Raw genomic sequence first — 21,458 nt, forward strand, 5'->3', positions numbered from 1 at the left:
GATCAGGCAGATCCCCCGAGACGCCCCTGAGCTGTTCTCAGGGACGTCTCGGACAGATCACTTGGAGAGCTCGCCGCGTGAGACGGATTCGGCCAGGTCGTCGCCGGTGGTGCCGTAGAACGTGCGGGCCCAGAGTGAGTCGTCGTACCAGTACGGGCCGTCGTTGCCGGGCAGGGAAGCCGGCGCTTGGCCGCGCCTCAAGGCCTGCCGGCACTCGGTGCACAGCGGCAGCTTCAACGGGACCGGCATTGTCGACCCGTCGGCGGCGATCTGCGTCGGCTTGCCGGACGCCCGGCCGTGCAGCGGGTTGAAGGCACACAGTTCCTGTCCGACCCGTGCCGGTCGGCCGCTCGCGGCCGCCACCGCCGCGTCGTACTCGCGGCGGCCCTTGTCCAGCAGCACCATCGCGCCGACCAGATCGACCAGGTCGGTGGAGGCATCGAGTACCTTCCCGGCGGCCGCGTGGTCGTCGAGCGCGGCCTGCTGATGCCGCAGCCCAGGGCCGTCGGTGCTCGGCAACGCGGCCAGTTGCGAACCGAGCGTGGTGAGCTCGGCGGTGGTTTCGCGTTCCAGCCGGCGGCGCCGCTCGGACGCGACCGTCGCCGCGACGTGCGGCGGAATCCGGAACGCCTTCTCCCGCTCCGCCGCCGGCCCGCGCCGGATCCGCCCGATCACCAGGCCGAGGCCGATCAGCACGATCAGTCCACCGACGATCGACAGCGCGACGATCCCGCCGTGCCCGCCTTCCTCCGAGTACCGGGCCGGCGGCTTGGACTGCGGACGGGTCGAGGTCTTCGGGATGCCCGGCGCGGCCAGCAGCTCGTACATCCGGGCCACCACCTCGGTCGGCCCGGCGTCGTACCCCGTGTCGTCGAGCGCCCGCGACCGCGATGCCCGCAGCTTCTCCTCGCTGACCTGCGGCAGCTCGCGGGTCTCGTACCACGGGAAGCGCGAGCCGCCGTTGACCACGACGTACAGGCCGGGCTTGCGGAGCGCGTCCTCGACGAGCGTGAGGACGTTGCTCTCCTTGCCCTCGAACTCGTCGCTCGGCGTCAGCGGCAGGATGATCGTGTACGTCGGGTACCCGAGGGCCTTCGCCTTGGCCTTGACGTCGTCACGCAGCTTCTGCGGCAGCGCCGTCCGGTACGCCGGGTCGATGTACAACCCGTCCTTGCTCAGCGCGGTCGCGATCGCGCGCGCCCGATCAGCCGGCGTCGCCGTGCCGCCGGCCTGTGCCGGGACAGCGATCATCATCGTCAGCGCTGCCGCCAGGCAGGTGAGCAGAAACCGGGTCCTCACGCTTTTCCTTCCCGTCGTCCGGACGTCATCGCCGCCACCAGCAGCACCACGCCCCCGAGGATGCCGCCGCCCATCAGCCCGAGCACGGCACCGCCGCCGCCGTTCGCGACTGCCTTGCCCACGGTGAACTTCTCCTCCGGGTACGACGACTCGGGCTCTTCCGGAATCGGTTCCGAGCGGGCCGGTCGTGGCTGGTATTGCGCGTCCTGCTTCACGGTGTCGAGGTATGCCTGGAGCTGGCTGCTCAACGGCTGATCCTTGGTCGAGTACGTACTGCCGTACGCCCGTGCCTCGACATTGTTCGCGACACCGTGCGAGGTGTAGCCGTCCATCACCACGTACACGCCGGGCTTGCCGTTCGCGGCGGCCAACCGGCCGGCGAGCAGCTCGGTGTCGTCCTTCTCCGGGAACCATCCACCGGTCGGCAGCACCGCGACGTACACCGGGAGCTTCGCGCCGGCGATCACCTTGAGCGTCTCGTTGCTGTCAGCAACCGAAGCGAAGTCCGGGTCGACGTACAGCCCGCTCGTCTTCCAGGCCGCGATCGCGGCGGTGATCCGCGGGTCGGCCGGGGTGGCCGCCGCGGCGGTGCCGGTGAGCGCGAAGACCGTGACCACCAGCAGCAGGAGTACGCGCCTCATCGGACCTCGTCCTTCCGGCTCGCGACGACCTGTTCGGGCAGATCGTCGGACAGCGCGCCGAAGCCGGTCGCGACCATCGGGCTGTCTTCCGGGTCCAGCGTCCAGTACGGCACCTGCTTGGTGTCGTGACCGAACAGCCCCGCCTTCGTCGGCACCCGCAGACCGCGCGGGGTGTTGCCGCGGGCGACGATGGAGGCGCACTGCTGGCAGGCCGGCACCTCGACATCGTCCGACCAGCCGACCTTGGCGGTGCCGGGATTGTGGGTCGGATCGAAGAAGCACGGCGGCTGCAGCGCGGCGCCGCTGGCCACCCGCTCGGCCTGCCGGGCGAGCACCAGCGCGCCGGCGCAGGCAAGGAGATCCTCCGGCTGGTCGGCCCGGAGCGTACGCGCCGCGTCCAGCCGCCGGTACGCGTCGTCGCGCCGGTCGAGCTGCTGCGTCGACTTCTTGGCGCGCCGGTCGAGCCGAGCCAGGGCGCCCTCGGCTGCCTGGATCTTCTGGTCGGCCCTGAGCTGCACGTCCCGGACGTCTACCGGCCGCGCGGCCACGCTCTTCTCGCGCTTGACCGTTCCCCTCCGGCGCCGCAGACCGAGGACGAGCGTCAGGACGAGGCCGACGAAACCGCCGGCGCCCATCCCGATGAACGTGGCCCGGTCCGCCTTGTCCGTGACCGACAGGCCACGCTCGGCACTGTCCGGCCGCAGATCGGTCGCCGGGACGGCGGGCAGCGGCCGGTCGTCGTACGCCGTGGCTGCCTGCTGGATGGTCCGGACGATCAGCGGGGCCGGGCGGTCGTAGACCACCTTCAAGCGCTGCGGGTCCTGCGCCTTGACGCTGTAGAGGTCGCGGCCACGCAGCCCGGCCGGCCGGTACAGCGTCCCGCCGACGGACCAGGTGCGCTCGGACACGGTCGCGATGACGTACACCCCGGGCACGCCGACCCGCGCATGCAGCAGCGTGGGCAGGTCGTAACCGCCCTTGCTGAGGTACGGCGACTGCGGGACGAGCGCGACGTACACGGGGAAGCCGGCGCTCTTCACCGCGGCGCGGATGCGGGCCAGTTCGGAAGCCGGCATCGTCGGGCGCAGCCGTTCGTCGACCGAGACGTGATCGGTCTTCCAGGCCGCGGCGATCCGGTCCGGCAGCTCGGGCGTGTCCGCGTGCGCGGGAAGTACCGAGAGTGCGGGCAGGAAGGCGACGGCCGCGAACAAGGCGGCGAGCAGACGGACGGGCATCGCGGACAGCGTACGACGACCGGGCTTGGACACATTCACACGGACGCGCGATCGCCGGGTCCGGTTCCGGATTGGGCGCGACCCTGGCTCGGACAGGGGAAACCAAGCCAGGGTCACGGTGCTGCAGAACAGAAACGTTCCTACATCCCCGCCGGGTTGCACCAGGGCAAATCGCGGGGCAACCCGGGGCAGATCAATCTGCCCCGAACCCGAGCCCGAACGCCTCCGGCGCGGTGCTGAATGGCGCCTTCGGCGCGGCGTCCATTGGAGCCTCCGGCGCCGCGTCATTGAAGCCTCCGGCTCGGGCCGCGCAAGCGCCCGAGCCGGAGGGTCTCAGAAGGCCGACTCCGGGAGGTCCATCACGTCCAGATCGGTCAGCTCCGCCTTGATCCGCTCGGCCCGGACCGACGGCATCGTGCTCCGGACGAACCACTGCGCCGCCGCCACCTTGCCGGTGTAGAAGTCCTGATCGGCCGGCGACAGTTCGCCGCCCAGCTTCTCCAGCGCGACCTCCGCCTGCCGCAGCATCAGCCAGGAGCAGACCACGTCACCCAGTACGAACAGCAGCCGGGACGTGTTCAGCCCGACCTTGTACACGTTGCGCGGGTCGCCGTTCTCCGCCTGCGGGTTGCTCGCCATCAGTGCCTGACCCATCACGCCGAGGATCTTCTGCGTGTCCTCCAGGCCCTTCGCGAGCAGCGCCCGCTCTTCCTTCAGCCGCCCGTTGCCGGCCTCGGACGCGACGAACGCCTGCACCTGTTCGGCCAGATGACCGAGCGCCTTGCCCTGGTCCTTGATGATCTTGCGGAAGAACAGGTCCTGACCCTGGATCGCGGTCGTGCCCTCGTACAGAGTGTCGATCTTCGCGTCCCGGACGTACTGCTCGATCGGGTAGTCCTGCAGGAAGCCGGAGCCCCCGAACGTCTGCAGCGACTCGGTGCCGAGCAGCGTCCAGGACTTCTCCGAGCCGTAGCCCTTCACCAGCGGCAGCAGCAGGTCGTTCACCCCTTCGGCAAGCACGTCGTGCTCACCCGCGTACCGGGCCTGTTCCGCGCGGTCCTGGTACGTCGCGGTGAACAGGACGAGCGCCCGAAGCGCCTCGGCGTACGCCTTCTGGGTCAGCAGCGAGCGTCGTACGTCCGGGTGATGCGTGATCGTCACGCGCGGCGCGGTCTTGGCCGGGTTCGTCAGATCGGCGCCCTGGACCCGCTCCTTGGCGTACTCCAGCGCGTTCAGGTAACCGGTGGAGAGGGTGGCGATGGCCTTCGTACCGACCATCATCCGGGCGTACTCGATCACCTGGAACATCTGTGCGATGCCGTCGTGCACCTCGCCGAGCAGCCAGCCCTTCGCCGGCCCGCCGAGGTTGGTGTCGCCGAAGGTGAGCTCGCAGGTGGTGGAGACCTTGATGCCCAGCTTCTTCTCGACGTTCGTCACGTAGGCGCCGTTGCGCTCGCCGGTCAGCTCACCGGTTTCGAGGTCGAAGTCGTACTTCGGGACCACGAACAGGCTCAGGCCCTTCGTACCCGGACCGCCGGCGCCTTCGACGCCCTGCGGGCGGGCCAGGACGAGGTGGACGATGTTCTCGGTCAGATCGTGCTCGCCCGAGGTGATGAAGCGCTTGACGCCCTCGAGGTGCCAGCTGCCGTCGTCCTGGAGCGTGGCCTTGGTCCGGCCGGCGCCGACGTCGGAGCCGGCGTCCGGCTCGGTCAGCACCATGGTGGCGCCCCAGCCGCGCTCGATGATGTGGTGCGCGATCTTCTTGTCCCGGTCGGTCCCGTTGCGCCAGAGTACGTGCGCGAAGTTGGGGCCGGCGGCGTACATGTGTACCGGCGGGTTGGCGCCCAGGACCAGCTCGGCGGCGGCCCAGCGCAGTGAGGGTGGGGTGGGTTGTCCGCCCAGCTCGGGCGGGAGCTCCAGCTTGAACCACTCGGCGTCCATGTAGGCGTGGTAGCTCTTCTTGAACGCTTCCGGCATCCGCACCTCGTGCGTGTCCGGGTCGAACACCGGTGGGTTCCGGTCGGCGTCCACGAACGACTCCGCCAGCTCGTGCTTCGCCAGCCGGTCGACCTCCGCGAGCACCTCACGAGCGGTGTCGACGTCCATCTCGGCGTACGGCCCCTGCCCGAGCACATCCGCCCGCCCGAGCACCTCGAGCAGATTGAACTCGATATCCCGAAGATTCGACTTGTAGTGGCTCACAGACACTCCTCCACATACTTTACTCACCGGTAACTTGAGTATATACCGACCAGTAACGAACACAAAGAGCGTTTGACTGTGAGCTATGAAGCTGATGTCCGGCTTCGGGAGCGTGACTACTGGACGGGAGTGCGGAGGTTTTGGTGGTCGCCCACTCTGCGAATCGGTGGGGGTTGGAGCATTTGGTGGGGAGTGGGCGACCGGTGGAGGAGTTGGTGGTGGAGGCGTTCGAGTGGCGGGCGGGGTGGGTTTATGGGGTGTAGGTGGTGGCGCTGCCGTAGAGCTTCTGGGTGAAGGCGGTCATGTACGACGACGTGTCGGCTGCGGTCAGGTCGTACGTGAGAAAGACGCCGTAGCCTTCGGAGATCGTGCGTTGGGCCAGTGCGGCGGCGGTCGTCGAACTGGTGGCGGTGTACGAGACGGCGGCGGGGGAAAGGCGGGACTTGGAGGTCGGGCCGGCGGGTACGGACCAGGTGCCGTAGTACGGGTTCCAGGCGTAGTTGAAGGTGTTCGCGATGCTCTGCCCGTTGTACGTGAGCCGGTCCGCCGCCGGCCCGATGTCGTACAGGGTGATCAGCTTGTTCGGGAGCTTCGCGCGTAGCGCCTGCACCAGGTACACGAACGAGAACGCGTTCGGCTGTCCGGTGCCGTTGTTGCCGTACTCCGCGTACTCGTCGTCGAAGTCGATCCCGTCCAGCCCGTACCGGTTGACCGCGTCCGCCAGTTGCTGCGCGAACGCGTCCGCGGCCTTCTTGGTCGGGAAGTTCGCGAAACCGGCGCCCCGATGGTTGCCGAGGACCGACAGCAGGACCTTGATGCCCTTCTTCTGCAGCGGGCGGACCTGGGTGGCGACGTTGTCGAGCACGCTCTGGACCTGCGGGTTGAAGTACAGGTAGGCGTTCGAACCGTCGTAGTTGATGTTCGCCGCGAAGATCACCGCGACGTCGATCACCTGCGCGCCGCCGTTCGCCAGCGTGTACTTGCCGGCGCTCAGCATGCTGTGGTCGTTCACCTCGATGTACGCGACGGTGACCGGACCGCTCTTCTGGGCCGAGTGGCACTTCGCCGCCGCGGGCAGGGCGGCGCCCGTGGCGGCCGCGGCGGTGCCGGCGGCGACGGCCGAGAGCAGGGTCCTTCGTTTCATCAGCTGCTTGCTCATCCGATCGACTCCCTCGTAGGTGGGCGGTGTCGATATACCGGTTAAGCAGCTTCAGCCACCCGGTCGACAGGCCGGGGCGGGCTTGCAGATAAACCGGTATAGCGACTCTGATCATCGATCGGGCGAAATCCCGCTGTCAAGGGATCGGCCCGGACTCGCGCCGCATGTCACTTATAGACGAAGATGTACCCGGTGGGCGGGAGAAATTTACCGAAAGGGCATCGATGAGCACGACGACCGAGGTGAGTACCCGGCGGCGGTCGCTGCTGGCCGGGACGGTCGGGAACTTCGTCGAGTGGTACGAGTTCGGCGCCTACGGCTTCTTCGCGACCGTGATCGCGGCGAACTTCTTCAGCAGTACCTCCACCAGCGACGCCGAGAGCCTGATCAAGACGTACGCGTCGTTCGCGCTGGCGTTCTTCTTCCGGCCGATCGGCGCGGCGATCTTCGGCCGGGTCGGCGACCGGATCGGGCGCCGGCCGACACTGATCATCGTCCTGCTGCTGATGACCGCATCCACCGCGCTGATCGGGCTGCTGCCCACGTACGCGACCGTCGGTGCCGCGGCGCCCTGGCTGCTGACCCTGGTCCGGGCGCTGCAAGGCCTGTCCGCGGGTGGTGAATTCGGTGGCGCGGTGTCGATCATGACCGAGTTCGCGCCGAAGTCGAAGCGCGGTCTGTACGGCGCGTGGCAGTCGTTGACCGTCGCGCTCGGACTGCTCGCCGGCGCCGGGCTGGCCGCGATCCTGGCGACCGTGCTCAGTGCGCAGGCCCTGCACGACTGGGGCTGGCGGGTGCCGTTCCTGGTCGCGCTGCCGCTCGGTCTGGTCGCGCTGCTGCTGCGCCTCAAGCTGGAGGAGACGCCGAGCTTCACCCGGGTCCAGGAGGAACCGCCGCCCGCCGCTCCCGGTGAGGTGGCGCGGGCGATCGTACTCGGCATCTGCCGGCTGATGGGCTGGTCCGCGGCCGGGTACACGTTCCTGGTGGTGATGCCGTCGTACCTGCAGTCGACACTGGACGCGACGTTCCGGCAGGCGCTGGTCGCGACCGTGCTGGCGAACGCGGGATTCGCGCTGTCGATCATGCCGGCCGGCTGGCTGAGCGACAAGATCGGCCGGCGGCCGGTGATGGTGACCGGCGCGGGCCTGGTCGTCGTACTCGCGTTCCCGCTGCTGAATCTGTTGCAGGACAAGGAAGCCGGCCTCGCCGCCAAGGGCGCCGCGGTGTTCGTCGCGGGCCTGGTGGTCGGGTTGATGGCCGGGCCTGGACCGGCCATGCTGGCGGAGATGTTCCCGACCCGGGCGCGGTACACCGGGCTCGGGCTGGCGTACTCACTGTCGAACGCGGTGTTCTCCGGATCGGCCGGGCTGATCATCACCGAGCTGATCAAGCGGACCAAGAACATCGACATCCCGGCGTGGTACGTAGTGGTGACGTGTGCGGTGAGTGTGGTCGCACTGCTCACGTTGCGAGGCGACGACCACCGACGGGAGCTACGGGACTGACATGCGAGAACTGCCATGCGAGTGATCGGGCTGATGTCGGGGACGTCGTACGACGCGATCGACGCCGCCGCCGCGGACCTGCGGCTGGACGGGGACCAGCTGGTACTGACCCCGCTGGGGATGCTGAGCCAGCCGTACCCGGACGAGCTGCGGAACGCGATCGCGACGTCGTTGCCGCCGGCATCGACAACGATGGAGCAGGTCTGCAAGCTGGACACCGGGATCGGGCAGACGTTCGCCGCGGTGGCCCGGCAGGCGGTCGAGCAGCTCTGCGGCGGGTACGCGGACCTGATCGTCTCGCACGGGCAGACGCTCTTCCACTGGGTCGACGACGGGTCCGTACGCGGGACGCTGCAACTCGGGCAACCGGCCTGGATCGCGGAGGCGACCGGCGTACCGGTGGTGTCGGATCTGCGGGCGCGGGACGTCGCCGCCGGCGGGCAGGGCGCGCCGCTGGTCAGCATCATCGACGTGCTCTGGCTGCGCGGGCGCCCTGGCGTACCGGTCGCGCTGAACCTCGGCGGGATCGCGAACATCACCGTCGTCCACGGTGAACCCGTTGCCTTCGACACCGGTCCGGCGAACGCGCTGATCGACGCGGTAGTGATGGAGCTGACCGGGCAGCCGTTCGACGCCGACGGGGTGCTGGCGGCGCGCGGGCAAGTACACGAGGAACTGCTCGGGCGACTGCTGGCCGAGCCGTACTATCCGCGGCCGGCGCCGAAGTCGACCGGGAAAGAGCTGTTCAACCTGGCGTACCTGGCGCGGGCGATGGAGGGGCTGCCGCAGATCCCCGCGGCGGACCTGGTCGCCACGGTGACCACGCTGACCGCCCGTACGGTCGCCGATGCGGTGCGCCGGTACGGCGGTACCGAAGTGGTCGCTTCGGGCGGAGGGATTCAGAACCCGGCGCTGATGCAGCTGCTCGCCGACGAGCTGGACATTCCGGTCCGGACCACAGATGAGCTAGGTCTCCCGTCGGCGGCAAAAGAGGCGTACGCGTTCGCCGTACTCGGCTTCCTGACCCTGCACGGACTGGGCGGCACGGTGCCAAGCTGCACCGGCGCCGGCCACTCCAGCGTCCTCGGATCAATCACTCCGGGAGCTGCTGGACTACCGGCGATCACAGCCGAAGCGCGGCCTCCCGTGCGCCTGCTGGTGCAATGACCGCACACTAGGACTGTGACGAGGCTATTCGTGGTGACCGGGGCACCCGGGTCGGGGAAGACTACGGTCGTACCCGAGCTGGTGCGGCTCAGTCCAGGGAACCTGGTTGTGATGGACATGGACGAGCTGCTCGACGACAACGGTCGGCTGCTCGGGATCGACATCTCCAGTCCGACCGCCGCGCCGATCTGGCCCGCGTACAACGCGCTGTGGTTGCGGATCACCGAGCTGATCCGGCGGTCCGGGATTCCGGTGCTGCTGCTGTCACCGGCCCTGCCGAAGGAGCTGCCCGAAGGCCGGTGGCTGCACCTCGACTGCCCGGACGCGGTCCGGCGGAAACGGCTGGCCGGGCGCGGCTGGCCGGAGGAGGACATCGAGGAGGCGCTCGCGGACGCGGCCGAGATCCGCAAGCACGTGCCGCGGTCCGTACGCGGTGATGTGACGCCGGAACGCTCCGCGAAGAGCATCCTGGACTGGATCCGCGGCGAACGCTTCGGCAAGACACTCAACCTTTGGGGCCGGTTCCGCGGTTGACCTTCGACCTGGTGCAAGGGGGAGGGTCGCGGGTATGCGAGTGACTATCAGTGAGTTTGCCCGGTTGGTGGGGTTGGCGCCGAGCGCGCTGCGGTTCTACGACGACTGCGGGCTGTTACCGCCCGCGGAGGTCGACGCGGCGAACGGCTACCGGTACTACGACCAGTCCCAACGGGCGCGCGCCCGGCTGCTCCGGGACCTCCGAGAGATCGACCTGCCGTTGCCTGAGGTACGGGTCGCGCTGGACGCTGACCCGTCGGAGGTGGCGGAGGTAGTACGTGCTCATCTCCGCACCCTGGAAGCACGGTCCGCTGCGACGCGTACTGCCGCGGCCAATCTGTTGACGCAGCTGCTTGCTGAACACACCACCGCGGTGCTGGGCGGACCTGAGCTGGCCAGTGCGATTCGCCAGGTCACACCTACTGCTGCCGTGCATTCAGAGGACAACCTGGTTTTGAGTTGTGTGTTGATTGAGCTGGGACCGGACGAGCTCTCGTTTGTGGCGACCGATCGGTACCGGATGGCGGTGCGGACCGTTCGGCCGGTGGAGTTCGGCGGGGCGAGCGGGCAGGTGCTCGTACCGGCGGATCAGCTCGCGGCGGTGAGCCGGTGGGCGGCGGCCGGCGACATCGTACGGATCGAGGCGCGGTCGGGCGAGCGGGTGCGATTGGCGTACGGCGATGAGGTCCGTGAACTCGACACGATCGACGCGGAGTACCCGGCGTACCAGGCAATCCTCGACAACCTGACCCCGCCGGCCTGCCGAGTGGTCGTGGACCGGCTGAACCTGCTCGACGCACTCACCGGGCGCGAGGTGGTTGCCTTCGACATCGACCCGGAGGCGGTACGGATCGGCGACGAGGTAAAACTCGACGCCGTCGGCTCCGGCAGCGTACGAATCGGCTTCACCGCCGGTCTCCTGGCAGCCGCCCTCGAAGCGAGCGTCGGCCCGGACGTACTACTCGAGATCTGCGCATCCGATCGCCCAGCAGTCGTCCGCTCCGCCGACCAGGGCACGTTCACCACCCTGGTCATGCCAGTCCGCCTGGACGGATGAACCGGGCGTAATGCGTCTGTTCGACTCGAACCCCGTGCCGTCTTGGAGCGTCGTATCTCACTATGACGGTGATTTGGATCAACGGAACGTTTGGCGCGGGTAAGACTACGACGGCTGGGAAGCTGGTTGAGTTGGTTGAGGGGGCGCGGCTTTTCGACCCCGAGCATGTTGGCTATCTGCTGAAGGTGAACCTGAGCGATCAGCAGTTCACCGACTTCCAACAGCTACCACCGTGGCGCGCGCTGGTCCCCGCCGTGATCGACGAAATCATCCGCTTCACCGGCCATCACGTGATCGCGCCACAGACCGTACTGGTCGAGTCGTACTGGCACGAGCTGGAGGCAGGCCTACGTTCCCGCGGTCACGACGTCGTACACGTCCTTCTCGACGCGGACGCCGACACCCTCCACGACCGAATCGACGCCGACCCGACCGGCACCGACATCCGCCCCTGGCGCCACCAGCACGTAGACACCTATCTCGCAGCCCGCCCCTGGCTCACCGCATCCGCCGATCTGGTCATAAACACCACCACAACCCCCGCCACCCCAGCCACCACCCGAATCCACAACCACCTGACGAAGCCGAAGGCCGGATGAGCACCCAAGGCTATTGACAGCATGTTGTCGTGATGACAATATGTTGTCTATGAGGACAGCATATGTGGCGGTGTACGAGACGTTGGCGGACTGGGAGATCGGGCACCTGGCCGTGGAGTTGCGGACCGGGCGGTTTACCGGGACGCCGTGGACCGTGGTGACGGTGGGGGAGTCGCTGGAGCCGGTCGTGACCATGGGCGGGATGCGGATCGTGCCGGACGTGACGATCGCGGACGTCTCGGTGGAGGCGGGTGATCTGCTGGTGCTCGCGGGGTCGGCGGAGTGGGATGCCGGCGGTGGGGTCGCGTTCGCGGAGTTGGCGGGGCGGTTCCTCGCGGCGGGTGTACCGGTGGCGGCGATCTGCGGCGCGACCGCGGGGCTGGCGCGGGCGGGATTGCTGGACGATCGGAAGCACACCAGTGCGGCGAAGGAGTACCTGCAGGCGACGACCGGATATCAGGGCTCGGACAACTACGTGGACGAGCGGGCGGTGGTCGACGGGGATCTGATCACGGCCGGTCCGGATTCGCCGGTGCAGTTCGCTCGCGCGGTGCTCGATCGGTTGCAGTTGGCCGACGAGAAGAAGCTGGAGGCGTACGAGGGCGTCTTCCACCGCGCCGACCCAGCGTCGTACGGGGTGCTGGTCGGGTGACAACGCCGGCGGACGAGCGGTCGCCGGACGAGCCAACCGGCGGATGGCCGCGCCGCCGCTGGTCCGCTGGTCGGGTGAGCGGGTTTGGTGCTGGATGATGATCGGATGACTGTTCCGCCGCGGGAGGACTGGCCTGAGGTTGGGAAGCGTTCTGAGGGTGGGGTGGTGGTGACGGACGTCATCCTCGCCACCTTCCGCCTGAACGCGCGGCTGATGGAGGCCGCGCAGGGCCTGGCCCAGCACGGTGACATGACAGCCGCCTGGTGGCAGGTGCTCGGTGGCGTACTGGACGAGCCGCGCTCGGTCGCCGACGTCGGCCGGATCATGGGTGTCAGTCGGCAGGGCGTGCAACGGATCGCGGACCTGCTGGTGGAGCGTGGCCTGGCGGAGTACCGGCCGAACCCGGCACACCGCCGCGCCAAACTGCTCGCCTGTACGGAGGCGGGCTACTGGGCGATCCGCCAGATCTCGGTCGCCCAGGGCCCGTGGACCACCGAGCTGGCGAAGTCCGTCGACGTCGAAGACCTGCGTACGACTCTGCGCACCATGCAGGCTCTGATCACCACGCTGGAAGAAGCTTGATCGCCAGGCTCTTCCCGTAGGTGTGCCGCGTCGTGAACGTCAGCCGGGTTCCGGTGAGCGTGCGCGTCACCTGTACGCCGGGCACCGGCGCCGCCGCGCGCAGGTACTGGGCCCACAGATTCACCGTGACGCTGTCCCGCTTCGTCGTCGGATCGGACACCGCGACCGAAACCGCCCCGCCGGACTGACGCCGCAGCAGCAACGAAGCCGGACCGTCGATGCTCAGACCGGGCAAGTTGTGCGCGCCACGGGTGAACGTATTCGCGGCCGTCAGGCGCAGGCCGAGATGCTGGATCGCCTGCATACCAACGGTGTTCGCGAGCACCACGATCCGTCCGTGCGCGTACGAGCGCATCGCCGATTCCGTTGCGTTGGGCACCAATGTGTACGCGAGCGACCGGGTCGTACCGGCCGGTTGGGTGAACGTCAATCCGAACACCTGCTTGGTGACGGCCGTGTCCGGATTGGTTGCCCTGATCAACCGTCGGCTGCGGGTCGCGGTCTGCAGGTCCACGGTCAACGCGGCCGGTTGCAAGAAGTGGTACCCGACCGCCGCCGTGCCGTTGGTGTAGCGCAGCCAGCGCGGGTCGACCGCTCCGGCGCCGGACCAGCTGCCGCCGTTGCGCCGTATGCCGGTCACGGACACCGCATCACCAGCGGCCGCGATCCGGGTGTCCAAGGTCGTCGTCACCGCACGGTCCGCGTCACCGACGCCGGCCGCGAGTACGACGATCTCGTCGTCGAGCAGGAACCACGACTTGGTCGCCGCCGCGTTCTTGTACACCGCGAAATCATCCGGAAGTTCGGCCCGGGACGCGTACGCGAAGTCGTCCGACTGCACCCAGCCGACCGCACCGTACGCCTCCAGCGTCGCGCCGCCGGAGTGCACGTTGGTTCCGGTCGGGAAGTAGACGTAAGTGTTCTGTGATTCAGACGAAGGAGTGAAATCCAGGGCCGGGTTGTCGTAGTACTGCTTCCCGTACAGCTCCGGGATCGTCTTCCGCGGCTCGACCGGCGCCGTCACCCCACCCAGCGCGTACGGCGAAACGCTGGTGAAGTAGTCCACGCCGAACGACCGGGTCTGATCCTCGCCGGACAGGTACAGGTAGTGCGCGCCGTCGCCCTGGAACCAGGGCATCAGGTTCTCGCCGCTCATGTACTCGTACTTGCTGATCCGCTCCGAGTTCCGCGCCAGCGCGAACGCGTACCCGGGCCGCCGGTGCACGGTCCGGTCCATCGCGTTGAACGCGGTCGTGCTCGCGGCCGGATTCAGGTCGGCGGGGACGATCGACGCGTCCGCCTTCAGGTCCGCGAACCGCCCGATGCTGACCGGCGAGGCGAACCCGTTCACGTTGATCGTCGGCCGCGCGGTGAACTTCGCGAACGCCTTCAGCCGGGCCGCGTCCGCGCCGGTCGCGTAGTCGGCCAGGTCGACGATCGCCTCGACCACGACCGCGACATCGTCGTACCCGGTCGCCGTCCGGGAGACCGCGCGGCCCTTGACGATCTCCATCATCCAGCCTTCGAAGATCAGCGGCGCGAACCCGTGCTCCACCCATCCCTGCACGACGCCGACAAGATCGTCGCTCTGCGCGTACTCGGTCCCGGCCAGCACCTTGATCGTCTGCACGACCCGGCTGAGCAGGGCTTTTCCGTACGATCCGGTGTATGCGACGGAGGCATGCTGTACGAACGAACCGTCCGCGTAGTACCCGTCCGTGACACCGTGTTGCAGGTTGTACGGGTCGACCGTGGCGAAGACGGTGAACTGATCCTGCAACGCCTTGCGGAGCCGCGCGTCGTCGTTGAGCAGCGCGCCCTGGAGTACGCGGTTGGCGGTGATGTCGACGAGGTTCGCGCCGGTGTGGAAACGCGAGTCGAGGTCGACGTCACCGTTCTTGCCGTTGCGCAGGTACGCGTCCATGGACGTCACGTACCGGGTGATCAGGTCGGGCGGGGCGTCGATCAGCGCGAGCGTCTTCGACGCGTACGTGGAGATGCCGATCTCCCAGGTGAACCAGTTGCCGTAGTACCCCTTCGACTGGTCGCCGTAGTAGTTGTCGTGCAGCCAGATCAGCTTGTCCGCGATCCGGCTCCGAACCTGCTCGTTGCCTTGCAGGTCCGACGCCGGTCCGGGCCGGCGGTACGCGAGCGCGATCTCGTACAGGTGCTGGTACGACGCGCTGAGGTTCGGATCGCTGGTACCGAGCGGGAGGCCCGCGAACAGCTCGCCGGCGCCGGCGCGGTCGAGCGCGGCCAGCCAGGTACGCGCCGTGCTGTCGATCGCGGCGACCTTCGCGGCCACCTCGGGGCGCGCGTTCGACTCCGGCGTACCGGCGTAGATCGCGATCGCGTTGGCGAGCAGCTGGCTGGGGTTGTCCGTCATGAGGCGGTGGGGCACTGCGGCTTGAGCGGCCGGCGCCGGTCTGACGGCGGTCAGCAGCGCGGTGGCAGGAACGAAGGACAGCAGGCGGCGGCGGGTGACGTCCACTGGTACTCCCAGGCGGAGGGGAAAACCTGACGCCGAGAGTCAATCAGTCGAAACTATCCTTCAGCAACCGCTTGCCATCATCTTCTTCCCGCCACCCCTCGTGCCGTCCGCTCCGACCGCCTGGTCAGGGCGGCCGGCTGGGCGGTCAGGCGCCACCCGCGCCGATCAGCTGCGGATCGATCGACAGCACCCGGACCGGACCGCCGTTCGCCTTCGACGGAATCACCACGGCCACCTGGTGCAGGTAGTCCTGGTGCAGCGTCTGGGTGTACTTGGCGCCGTTGCTGAACGCCGTCGCCTCGCCGCTGGTCCAGAACGCGTTGGAGCCCGGCTCGACCCGCTGCAGGTACTGCTCGGTGAGCGTCAGGAACACCAGCGCGTCACCGGACGCGGTGATGAACGACAACGGTTGCCCGGCCGGGAGGAACGCGTCGGTCACGCTCGCGATGTACGGCTCGGCGGTGTCGTTCAGCTTCGACGACGAGCGCTGCCGCAGCAGGCTGGTCAGGCTCGGTGCGGCGATGAACCGCTTGGCCTGCGGAGCCTTCGGGCCGGCAGTCAGGTACGTCGCCAGGTCCTGGGCGACCGCCTCGGGCTGCTGGTCGAGCTGGCTCAGGTCGGCGGGTTCGGGCGTACGCAGGCCGTCGACCGTGGGCAGGGCGACGGCCTTCGACGGGTAGACCGAATGCGTCAGCAACCACGGGCTGCCGGCGTTCTCGCGCTGCCAGACGCCGAGCTGGCGGCTGCCGGGCGCGTTCGAGATGCCGGAGCTGACCACGAACCGCATCGGGTACGAGGAGAACTGCGGCGCGCCGATCTCCGGGGTGGTGTACGTGAACGGCTTCGAAGTGTCCTTGCCGGCGGCATCGAGTTTCCGGCCGATCACGAAACCGGCCTGCGTCTGCGCGAGGGTCGGGTAGCCCTCGACGGTCGCCGACAGTTTGGCGTCGCGGGTCTGGTTCGCCTTGTTGTTGACCTCGTTGTAGTGCTGCACGATCGTCTGCGCGTCGGCGAGCGTGACCGCCGGCCGGCTCTCCGGCGCGGTCAGGCTGTTCTTCGGCGGGACCAGTCCGCAACTCGTCGTGGTCAGCAGCAGCGCGCCACTCGCCAGCAAGGCGGCCGTCCGGCGCACCGCCTCGTCACTCTTCTCGAACTCCGGCGACGCGGCCAACGGAACAACCTCGTCCTCGTCAACCTTCTCAATCCGCATCTCCGGCTCACCTCGCCGGGACCAGGCAGGTCCAGCACCATCCACCGGCCCACCAATCAACACCGGCGCCTTCGCCCGAGCCACCGCCGCCGCGGACATAAACACCGGCGCCGCCGGCAGAGCTACCGGCGTCGGCCGCACAACCCCGGATTGTGAGCGAGTCGCCCCGTTCACACCCCCACCGCCCGCGCCCGCACCTGTGCTGCCTGCGCCCACGCTCGCGCTGGCAGTGCCCGCGCGGGCAGCGGCGGCTCCCGCGGTGGTCGCGGCAGCCGGAGCGGCGGTGAGGGGGGCGGCGGCTGTCGGCTGCATTTGCTCGGCGGGGACCGAGGTGCGCTGCGGCTCGACTGGGGCGAACGGGCTTACTCGTTCGGGGGCGAAGGGGGAGACGCTGTAGTCGAACTCGGCGGCTGGCTGCATCGCCGGTACCGGGGCGTCGGCTGCCGGCGCGCGTACTGGTGCGTCGGGGGTGAGCTCGGCGCCTCGGCTCGACTCTGTGGACAGTTGCTTGGCGGGGCGGCGGCGGAGGATGAGGGTGAGGCCAACGGCCAGGATGAGGATGCCGGCGCCCAGGATCAGTAGGCAGATGCCGAACAGGCGGTGCACCTGGATGCCGAAGCTGACCTGGGCGTTCACGGCCGGTGTCCCGTCCGCGTTCATCACGACGACGTCGTACTTGCCGTCCTGGATCGGCCAGCTGATCGACTGCGTACCGGGCGCCGATTGCGCGACCCACCAGTCCAGCTCACCAGGTGGCGTCAGCTTGTTGGTACGCCCACGCATCTCCTGCGTGCCGAACGTCCGCGGCGGGTCGAACCGGATCAGCCGGGTGTTCGCGGCGCCGGACAGGTAGTCGCTGACGTCGAGGTCCTGGCCGACGCCGACGAACAGCGGCTTGTCGCCGGTCGCGGTGACGTGCAGCGTCGGGCCGTGCCGGTCGAGCAGCGCGGGCGCGGTGACGACCGCGACGCCGCTGCTGGTGAGGCCGCGGGCGGGCGTCGAGATCGTGTTGTCCGGTCCGACCAGCCAGAAGGCCGCGACGGCTCCGACGGCGGTGGCCAGCAGGCCTGCCAGTGCCAGCAGCAATCCAAAGGTGATGCGGGCGATGCGCATGAAGAGGCTCCCGTAGTACGACGAGCCCGGTCACGGACGGGTGGACCGGACTGCGGGCTCGCGGTCCGGACCCCTCTCCAGGTATCCGAATCCTCACCCTTTGTCACTGACTAACTGAGCGAACAAGGATCTGTTACGATTTCGTGTATTAGCGAATGGTCATTCACAAACTAGGAGGCACTGACATGGCCCGGCCCCGGCTGGTGAGCGACGACGTGATCCTGGACGCGACGCGTCAGGTTCTGGCCGAGCTCGGACCGGTGAAGCTGACCCTCGCGGCGGTCGGCGCGCGGGTGGGGCTGGCGCCGCCGACCCTGATGCAGCGGTTCGGATCCAAGCGCGGTCTGCTGCTCGCCTCCGCCGCCCGGTCACCGCTGATGGTCCGGTACGCCGCCGACCAGGCCGCGGCCCGGGACGGTTCGCCGCTGGCCAATCTCCGGTACTTCGCGCTCTCGTCGGTCGCCCACATCACGCGGCGCGAGGAACTCGGCAACGGGCTCGGATTCGTTCAGCTCGACGTCGCGGACCCGGAGTTCCGGAAGCACGCGCTGGCGTACGCGGCCGCGATCGTGGCGGCCTGCGATCAGTTCTACCGCGCCGCGATCGAGGCCGGCGAACTACGCCCGGACACCGACGTACCGGCGCTGGCCCGACACACCCTTGTCTGTTTCGAAGGCACGCTCCAGGTCTGGGCGGTGAACGGCTGGGGCTCGTTGACCGAGTTCCTGACCGAGCAGCTCGACCTGATGATCGCGCCCTATCTCAACCAGGAGTAACAGTGTTCTTGCGAGTGGTGGTCTTCTACCTGATCACGATGACCTTCAGCGGCCTGCTGAACGCGTTGCAGTCGGCAACCGGTCCGAGTACGGATCTGATCCAGCTGGTGCAGTTCGCGCCGGCGCTCGGCGTTGGCGTGATGTACCTGCTCTTCCGCCGTACGACCCGGGTCGCCGCCCGCTTCACCCCGGCCCCGGTCGTGGTCGGGCGTAGCATTCTGATGATCGGCATCGTCACCGCGGCGATGCTCGTGTCCGTCCTGGTGCATGTGGTCGCCGGGCAGACCTGGCGGGCGGAGAGCCTGCCGTTCCCGTTCGGGGTGCTGGTGATCACGATGCTGATCGGTGCCGCGGGTGAGGAGCTCGGCTGGCGCGCGTACCTGCAGCCCTACCTGCAGACGCGGTTCTCGGTGCTGCGTTCGTCGCTGATCGTCGGGCTGCTCTGGGGGTTCTGGCACATCGGTGGGTTCGCCAACGGAATCGTGTTCATGCTGCTGTTCGTGGTGATGGCGACGTCGATGTCGGTCGTGATGGGCGCGGTGCTGGCCGGCGCGCGGCGTACCAACCTGGTGATCGCCACCGTGATGCATGCGGCGGTGAACCTGTGGCTGATCCTGCTGTTCACCGAGGAGAAGGGCAACCTGTTCCCGATCGCCGTACTGGCCGTGGTCTGGGCGATCACCGCCTACGTGGTGCACTCAGTGCAGGTACGACGCTCCGTTGTAGTCCAGAACCGCTCCGCTCGCCCAGTTCGCCTCGGCTGACGCGAGCCAGTGGATCGCCTGGCCGACCTCCTCGGCGGTGGCGACGCGACCAAACGGGCTTTGCGCCCGGATCGCGTCCCCGCCGGGGCCGGTCAGGAACGCCTCGGTCATGTCGGTGGCGATGAAACCGGGCGCGATTGACGTCACGCTGATGTCATGTGGCGCCAGTGATGCCGCCAGGGACTGCCCGAGGGCGTGCAGTCGCGCCTTGGACGCCCCGTACGCCGGGACGTCAGGCTCACCGCGGTACGCGCCCCGGGAGCCGACGTTCACGATCGCACCCCGGCGTACGCCGTCCGCGGGCGCCTTGTCGAGCATCTGCCGGGCCACGCACCAGGTCACATGGGCGGCGCCTTCGAGGTTGACGGCGAGCGTACGGCGCCAGGTCGCGACCCAGTCCTCGTACGACGTCTCCGGCAACGGGTGGCCGACCCGCCGGGAGCCCGCGACCGGTTCGTCGACGAACATGGCGGCATTGTTGACCAGGACATCGATCCGGCCCAGTACGGCGGCCGAATCTCCTACCAGGGCAGGGATCGCGGCCGGATCGCCGAGGTCCGCGGCGACCACCGCGTGGCCGTCGCCGGGCAGTCCGGCGCGGACCTGTTCGGCTCGCTCGACGGCGCCGCGGCAGTGCAGTACGACCCGGTCGCCGGCGGTCGCGAACGCGTACGCGGCCGCTGCTCCGACGCCTCTGGACGCACCGGTGATCAGTACTCCTCTGGACATGGTTCCTCCCTGGGCCGGTACGGGGCTGACTGCACGACATTGTGCCGGTGCCGCCACTTTGACGACGCCATGACATCACCAGGGTTGACAGTGACGTCATCATGACGTCATGATTGCGTCATGGAACTTGACCATTACCTCGAGTCGGTCCGGCGGAGCGTTGAGAACGCCACCGCCCTGGCCGACGAGCAAACTCGCTCCGTGGCTCAGCGCCTCGGGGCAACGCTGGATGACGCGGGCCGGCTGGCCCTCATCTCAGCCCTGTCCGACGCCGCCGGGGAGATCAGCCGTGAGCTGTCCCCGGGCTCGGTCGAACTTCGGATGGCCGGTGGCCGCCCGGAGTTCGTGGTCACGCCGGCGCCCAGCCAGCTGACCGGTCCGGACGAGACCGATGACGACATCGACGACGAGCCGGACACCGAGGCTGCCGAGCAGTTCGTACCGGGCGCCGACGAGCCGACCGCCCGGATCACGCTCCGGCTGCCGATGTCGATCAAGAACAAGGTGGACGAAGCCGCCAACGCCGAGGGCATCTCCTCGAACGCGTGGCTGATGCGCACCGTGATGACCGAGCTCAGCGACCGTCGCCGTGGCGGCGGCCCGCGCCCGCCGCGGCCACCGCGCCCGCCGCGCGGCCCGGTGTTCGGCCCGGAGGGCCCGCTGGGTCCGAACGGACCGCTCGGACCCGACGGCGTCTTCGGACCGAACGGCGTGTTCGGCCCGAACGGACCGTTCGGTGACGAGGGTGTCTTCGGCCCGGACCGTAACCGCTGGGAGCGGGACCGGCGCCGGGACGACCGCGACCGCCGCCGGGAGGACAAGGACCGCCGGCGCGAGGACAAGGACCAGCGCCGCCGGGGCGGGCACGGCCCGGGCCAGCGGGTGACGGGGTGGGCACAGTGAGCGGCTTCAGCACTCAGATCAACGACAACGAGAACGACCGGATCGAGCGGGTCCGGATCGAGATCGGCTCCGGCCAGATCGAGATCGTCGGCAACCCCGAAGGCACCGGCACCGCCGCGGCGATCGAGGTCGACAGCGGTCCGGAGGAGGACGTGATCGTCGAGGTCGTCGACGGTGAGCTGATCGTCGAAGGACCGCGGAACGTTCGCCGCGGGCCGGAGATCCAGGTCCGGATCGCCACCTCCGAGGTACTCGCGGCCCGGATCAAGACCGGATCGGGTGACATCGTCGTCGACGTACCGCTGGGTCCGGCCCGGCTGCACACCGGCTCCGGTGAGGTCCGGCTGGACCGGATCGAGGGTGATCTCGGCGTCAACACGGGCAGTGGTGACGTACGCGTCGGGCATGTTGCCGGCGTGGCGCGGGTGACCACCGGCTCCGGTTCGGTCGAGGTCGACGAGGCCGGGGACGCGCTCGGGCTGAGCACCGGCTCCGGTGACGTCAAGGTCGGCGACGCCGCCGGTCCGACCACCATCAAGGTCGGCTCGGGCGACATCACCGTCGAACGTATCCGCGACCACTCGGTTGCCACCTCCGGTTCCGGCGACGTCAAGGTCGAGCTCGCCGACGCACCGAGCGTCCAGGCCGAAACGGCCCGCGGCGACGTCCAGATCGGGGTACCGGACGGTCTCCCGACGTACCTGGACCTGAAGACGGTCACCGGCCGGATCCGGTGCGACCTGCAGCCGGGCCAGCAGCCCGCCGAGGGCGAGCGCGCCCTGATGCTGCGCGCCCGCACCGTCTCCGGCGACATCACCGTCGTCAAGGTCTGACCACACC

General features: G+C 68.8%; 19 protein-coding genes. 11 read left to right on the plus strand and 8 right to left on the minus strand.

What is annotated here, in order from left to right; translation table 11 throughout:
• Positions 1-57: 57 nt before the first annotated feature.
• The 5 genes from HDA44_RS27495 to HDA44_RS27515 form a co-directional block, all read right to left on the minus strand.
• Positions 58-1,299: a hypothetical protein gene (locus HDA44_RS27495; RefSeq protein WP_184839245.1), complete on the minus strand. Its 1,242-nt coding sequence runs from the start codon at positions 1,297-1,299 to the stop codon at positions 58-60.
• Positions 1,296-1,940, minus strand: a complete 645-nt coding sequence (locus tag HDA44_RS27500; protein ID WP_184839247.1) for a hypothetical protein — start codon at positions 1,938-1,940, stop codon at positions 1,296-1,298. The genes HDA44_RS27495 and HDA44_RS27500 overlap by 4 nt, the downstream gene beginning before the upstream one ends.
• A complete protein-coding gene (locus HDA44_RS27505; protein WP_184839249.1) occupies positions 1,937-3,175 on the minus strand; it encodes a hypothetical protein in 1,239 nt (412 codons plus the stop codon). Before HDA44_RS27505 ends, HDA44_RS27500 begins: the two co-directional genes overlap by 4 nt.
• A gap of 333 nt (positions 3,176-3,508) precedes the next feature.
• Positions 3,509-5,377, minus strand: a complete 1,869-nt coding sequence (locus tag HDA44_RS27510) for an acyl-CoA dehydrogenase C-terminal domain-containing protein (RefSeq protein WP_184839251.1) — start codon at positions 5,375-5,377, stop codon at positions 3,509-3,511.
• Between the two features lie 250 nt (positions 5,378-5,627).
• Positions 5,628-6,536 (minus strand): endo-beta-N-acetylglucosaminidase H, encoded by a 909-nt coding sequence (locus HDA44_RS27515; protein ID WP_202887600.1) that lies wholly within the window; start codon positions 6,534-6,536, stop codon positions 5,628-5,630.
• Positions 6,537-6,760: 224 nt separating this feature from the next.
• Here HDA44_RS27515 and HDA44_RS27520 point away from each other — a divergent pair, with 224 nt between their 5' ends.
• The 7 genes from HDA44_RS27520 (at position 6,761) to HDA44_RS27550 (ending at position 12,632) form a co-directional block, all read left to right on the plus strand.
• Positions 6,761-8,041 carry an MFS transporter gene (locus tag HDA44_RS27520; RefSeq protein ID WP_184839253.1) on the plus strand — a complete coding sequence of 427 codons (1,281 nt, stop codon included), beginning with the start codon at positions 6,761-6,763 and terminating at the stop codon, positions 8,039-8,041.
• 15 nt (positions 8,042-8,056) lie between these two features.
• Positions 8,057-9,208 (plus strand): anhydro-N-acetylmuramic acid kinase, encoded by a 1,152-nt coding sequence (locus tag HDA44_RS27525; RefSeq protein ID WP_184839255.1) that lies wholly within the window; start codon positions 8,057-8,059, stop codon positions 9,206-9,208.
• Positions 9,209-9,223: 15 nt separating this feature from the next.
• Positions 9,224-9,742 carry an AAA family ATPase gene (locus HDA44_RS27530; protein ID WP_319038680.1) on the plus strand — a complete coding sequence of 173 codons (519 nt, stop codon included), beginning with the start codon at positions 9,224-9,226 and terminating at the stop codon, positions 9,740-9,742.
• A 34-nt stretch (positions 9,743-9,776) separates the two neighbouring features.
• Positions 9,777-10,799, plus strand: coding sequence for a DNA polymerase III subunit beta family protein (locus tag HDA44_RS27535; protein WP_184839257.1), 1,023 nt, complete (start codon positions 9,777-9,779; stop codon positions 10,797-10,799).
• A gap of 62 nt (positions 10,800-10,861) precedes the next feature.
• Positions 10,862-11,398: an AAA family ATPase gene (locus HDA44_RS27540; RefSeq protein WP_184839258.1), complete on the plus strand. Its 537-nt coding sequence runs from the start codon at positions 10,862-10,864 to the stop codon at positions 11,396-11,398.
• A 49-nt stretch (positions 11,399-11,447) separates the two neighbouring features.
• Positions 11,448-12,050, plus strand: coding sequence for a DJ-1/PfpI family protein (locus tag HDA44_RS27545; RefSeq protein WP_202887602.1), 603 nt, complete (start codon positions 11,448-11,450; stop codon positions 12,048-12,050).
• A gap of 105 nt (positions 12,051-12,155) precedes the next feature.
• Positions 12,156-12,632: a MarR family winged helix-turn-helix transcriptional regulator gene (locus HDA44_RS27550; RefSeq protein WP_184839262.1), complete on the plus strand. Its 477-nt coding sequence runs from the start codon at positions 12,156-12,158 to the stop codon at positions 12,630-12,632.
• On the opposite strand, the gene HDA44_RS27555 is transcribed toward HDA44_RS27550, so the two are convergent.
• Both HDA44_RS27555 and HDA44_RS27560 read right to left on the minus strand, forming a co-directional pair.
• Entirely contained in the window at positions 12,610-15,123 is a 2,514-nt protein-coding gene (locus HDA44_RS27555; protein WP_184839264.1) for a polysaccharide lyase family 8 super-sandwich domain-containing protein, read from the minus strand. The two genes, HDA44_RS27550 and HDA44_RS27555, sit on opposite strands and share 23 nt — an antisense overlap.
• 145 nt (positions 15,124-15,268) lie before the next feature.
• Positions 15,269-17,446: a DUF8094 domain-containing protein gene (locus HDA44_RS27560; RefSeq protein ID WP_184839266.1), complete on the minus strand. Its 2,178-nt coding sequence runs from the start codon at positions 17,444-17,446 to the stop codon at positions 15,269-15,271.
• A 185-nt stretch (positions 17,447-17,631) separates the two neighbouring features.
• On the opposite strand from HDA44_RS27560, the gene HDA44_RS27565 reads away from it, so the two are divergent.
• Entirely contained in the window at positions 17,632-18,222 is a 591-nt protein-coding gene (locus HDA44_RS27565; RefSeq protein WP_184839268.1) for a TetR/AcrR family transcriptional regulator, read from the plus strand.
• Between the two features lie 2 nt (positions 18,223-18,224).
• Positions 18,225-18,986, plus strand: a complete 762-nt coding sequence (locus HDA44_RS27570) for a CPBP family glutamic-type intramembrane protease (RefSeq protein ID WP_184839270.1) — start codon at positions 18,225-18,227, stop codon at positions 18,984-18,986.
• Here HDA44_RS27570 and HDA44_RS27575 read toward each other — a convergent pair.
• On the minus strand, positions 18,921-19,715 hold the full coding sequence (locus tag HDA44_RS27575) for an SDR family NAD(P)-dependent oxidoreductase (protein ID WP_184839272.1): 795 nt from the start codon (positions 19,713-19,715) through the stop codon (positions 18,921-18,923). The two genes, HDA44_RS27570 and HDA44_RS27575, sit on opposite strands and share 66 nt — an antisense overlap.
• A gap of 120 nt (positions 19,716-19,835) precedes the next feature.
• On the opposite strand from HDA44_RS27575, the gene HDA44_RS27580 reads away from it, so the two are divergent.
• Positions 19,836-20,618: a hypothetical protein gene (locus tag HDA44_RS27580; protein ID WP_184839274.1), complete on the plus strand. Its 783-nt coding sequence runs from the start codon at positions 19,836-19,838 to the stop codon at positions 20,616-20,618.
• Complete coding sequence (locus HDA44_RS27585; RefSeq protein ID WP_337906485.1) at positions 20,615-21,451, plus strand: DUF4097 family beta strand repeat-containing protein; 837 nt, start codon at positions 20,615-20,617, stop codon at positions 21,449-21,451. The genes HDA44_RS27580 and HDA44_RS27585 overlap by 4 nt, the downstream gene beginning before the upstream one ends.
• Positions 21,452-21,458: the final 7 nt, after the last annotated feature.

Source organism: Kribbella solani (assembly GCF_014205295.1).
In the GTDB taxonomy this organism is placed as follows: domain Bacteria; phylum Actinomycetota; class Actinomycetes; order Propionibacteriales; family Kribbellaceae; genus Kribbella; species Kribbella solani.

Excerpts from the sequence above, each read along its gene's own strand:
- HDA44_RS27500 (WP_184839247.1), bottom strand. The coding sequence starts at position 1,940 with ATGAGGCGCGTACTCCTGCTGCTGGTGGTCACGGTCTTCGCGCTCACC.
- HDA44_RS27505 (WP_184839249.1), bottom strand. The coding sequence starts at position 3,175 with ATGCCCGTCCGTCTGCTCGCCGCCTTGTTCGCGGCCGTCGCCTTCCTG.
- HDA44_RS27515 (WP_202887600.1), bottom strand. The coding sequence starts at position 6,536 with ATGAGCAAGCAGCTGATGAAACGAAGGACCCTGCTCTCGGCCGTCGCC.
- HDA44_RS27520 (WP_184839253.1), top strand. The coding sequence starts at position 6,761 with ATGAGCACGACGACCGAGGTGAGTACCCGGCGGCGGTCGCTGCTGGCC.
- HDA44_RS27525 (WP_184839255.1), top strand. The coding sequence starts at position 8,057 with ATGCGAGTGATCGGGCTGATGTCGGGGACGTCGTACGACGCGATCGAC.
- HDA44_RS27535 (WP_184839257.1), top strand. The coding sequence starts at position 9,777 with ATGCGAGTGACTATCAGTGAGTTTGCCCGGTTGGTGGGGTTGGCGCCG.
- HDA44_RS27540 (WP_184839258.1), top strand. The coding sequence starts at position 10,862 with ATGACGGTGATTTGGATCAACGGAACGTTTGGCGCGGGTAAGACTACG.
- HDA44_RS27545 (WP_202887602.1), top strand. The coding sequence starts at position 11,448 with ATGAGGACAGCATATGTGGCGGTGTACGAGACGTTGGCGGACTGGGAG.
- HDA44_RS27550 (WP_184839262.1), top strand. The coding sequence starts at position 12,156 with ATGACTGTTCCGCCGCGGGAGGACTGGCCTGAGGTTGGGAAGCGTTCT.
- HDA44_RS27560 (WP_184839266.1), bottom strand. The coding sequence starts at position 17,446 with ATGCGCATCGCCCGCATCACCTTTGGATTGCTGCTGGCACTGGCAGGC.
- HDA44_RS27565 (WP_184839268.1), top strand. The coding sequence starts at position 17,632 with ATGGCCCGGCCCCGGCTGGTGAGCGACGACGTGATCCTGGACGCGACG.
- HDA44_RS27575 (WP_184839272.1), bottom strand. The coding sequence starts at position 19,715 with ATGTCCAGAGGAGTACTGATCACCGGTGCGTCCAGAGGCGTCGGAGCA.
- HDA44_RS27580 (WP_184839274.1), top strand. The coding sequence starts at position 19,836 with ATGGAACTTGACCATTACCTCGAGTCGGTCCGGCGGAGCGTTGAGAAC.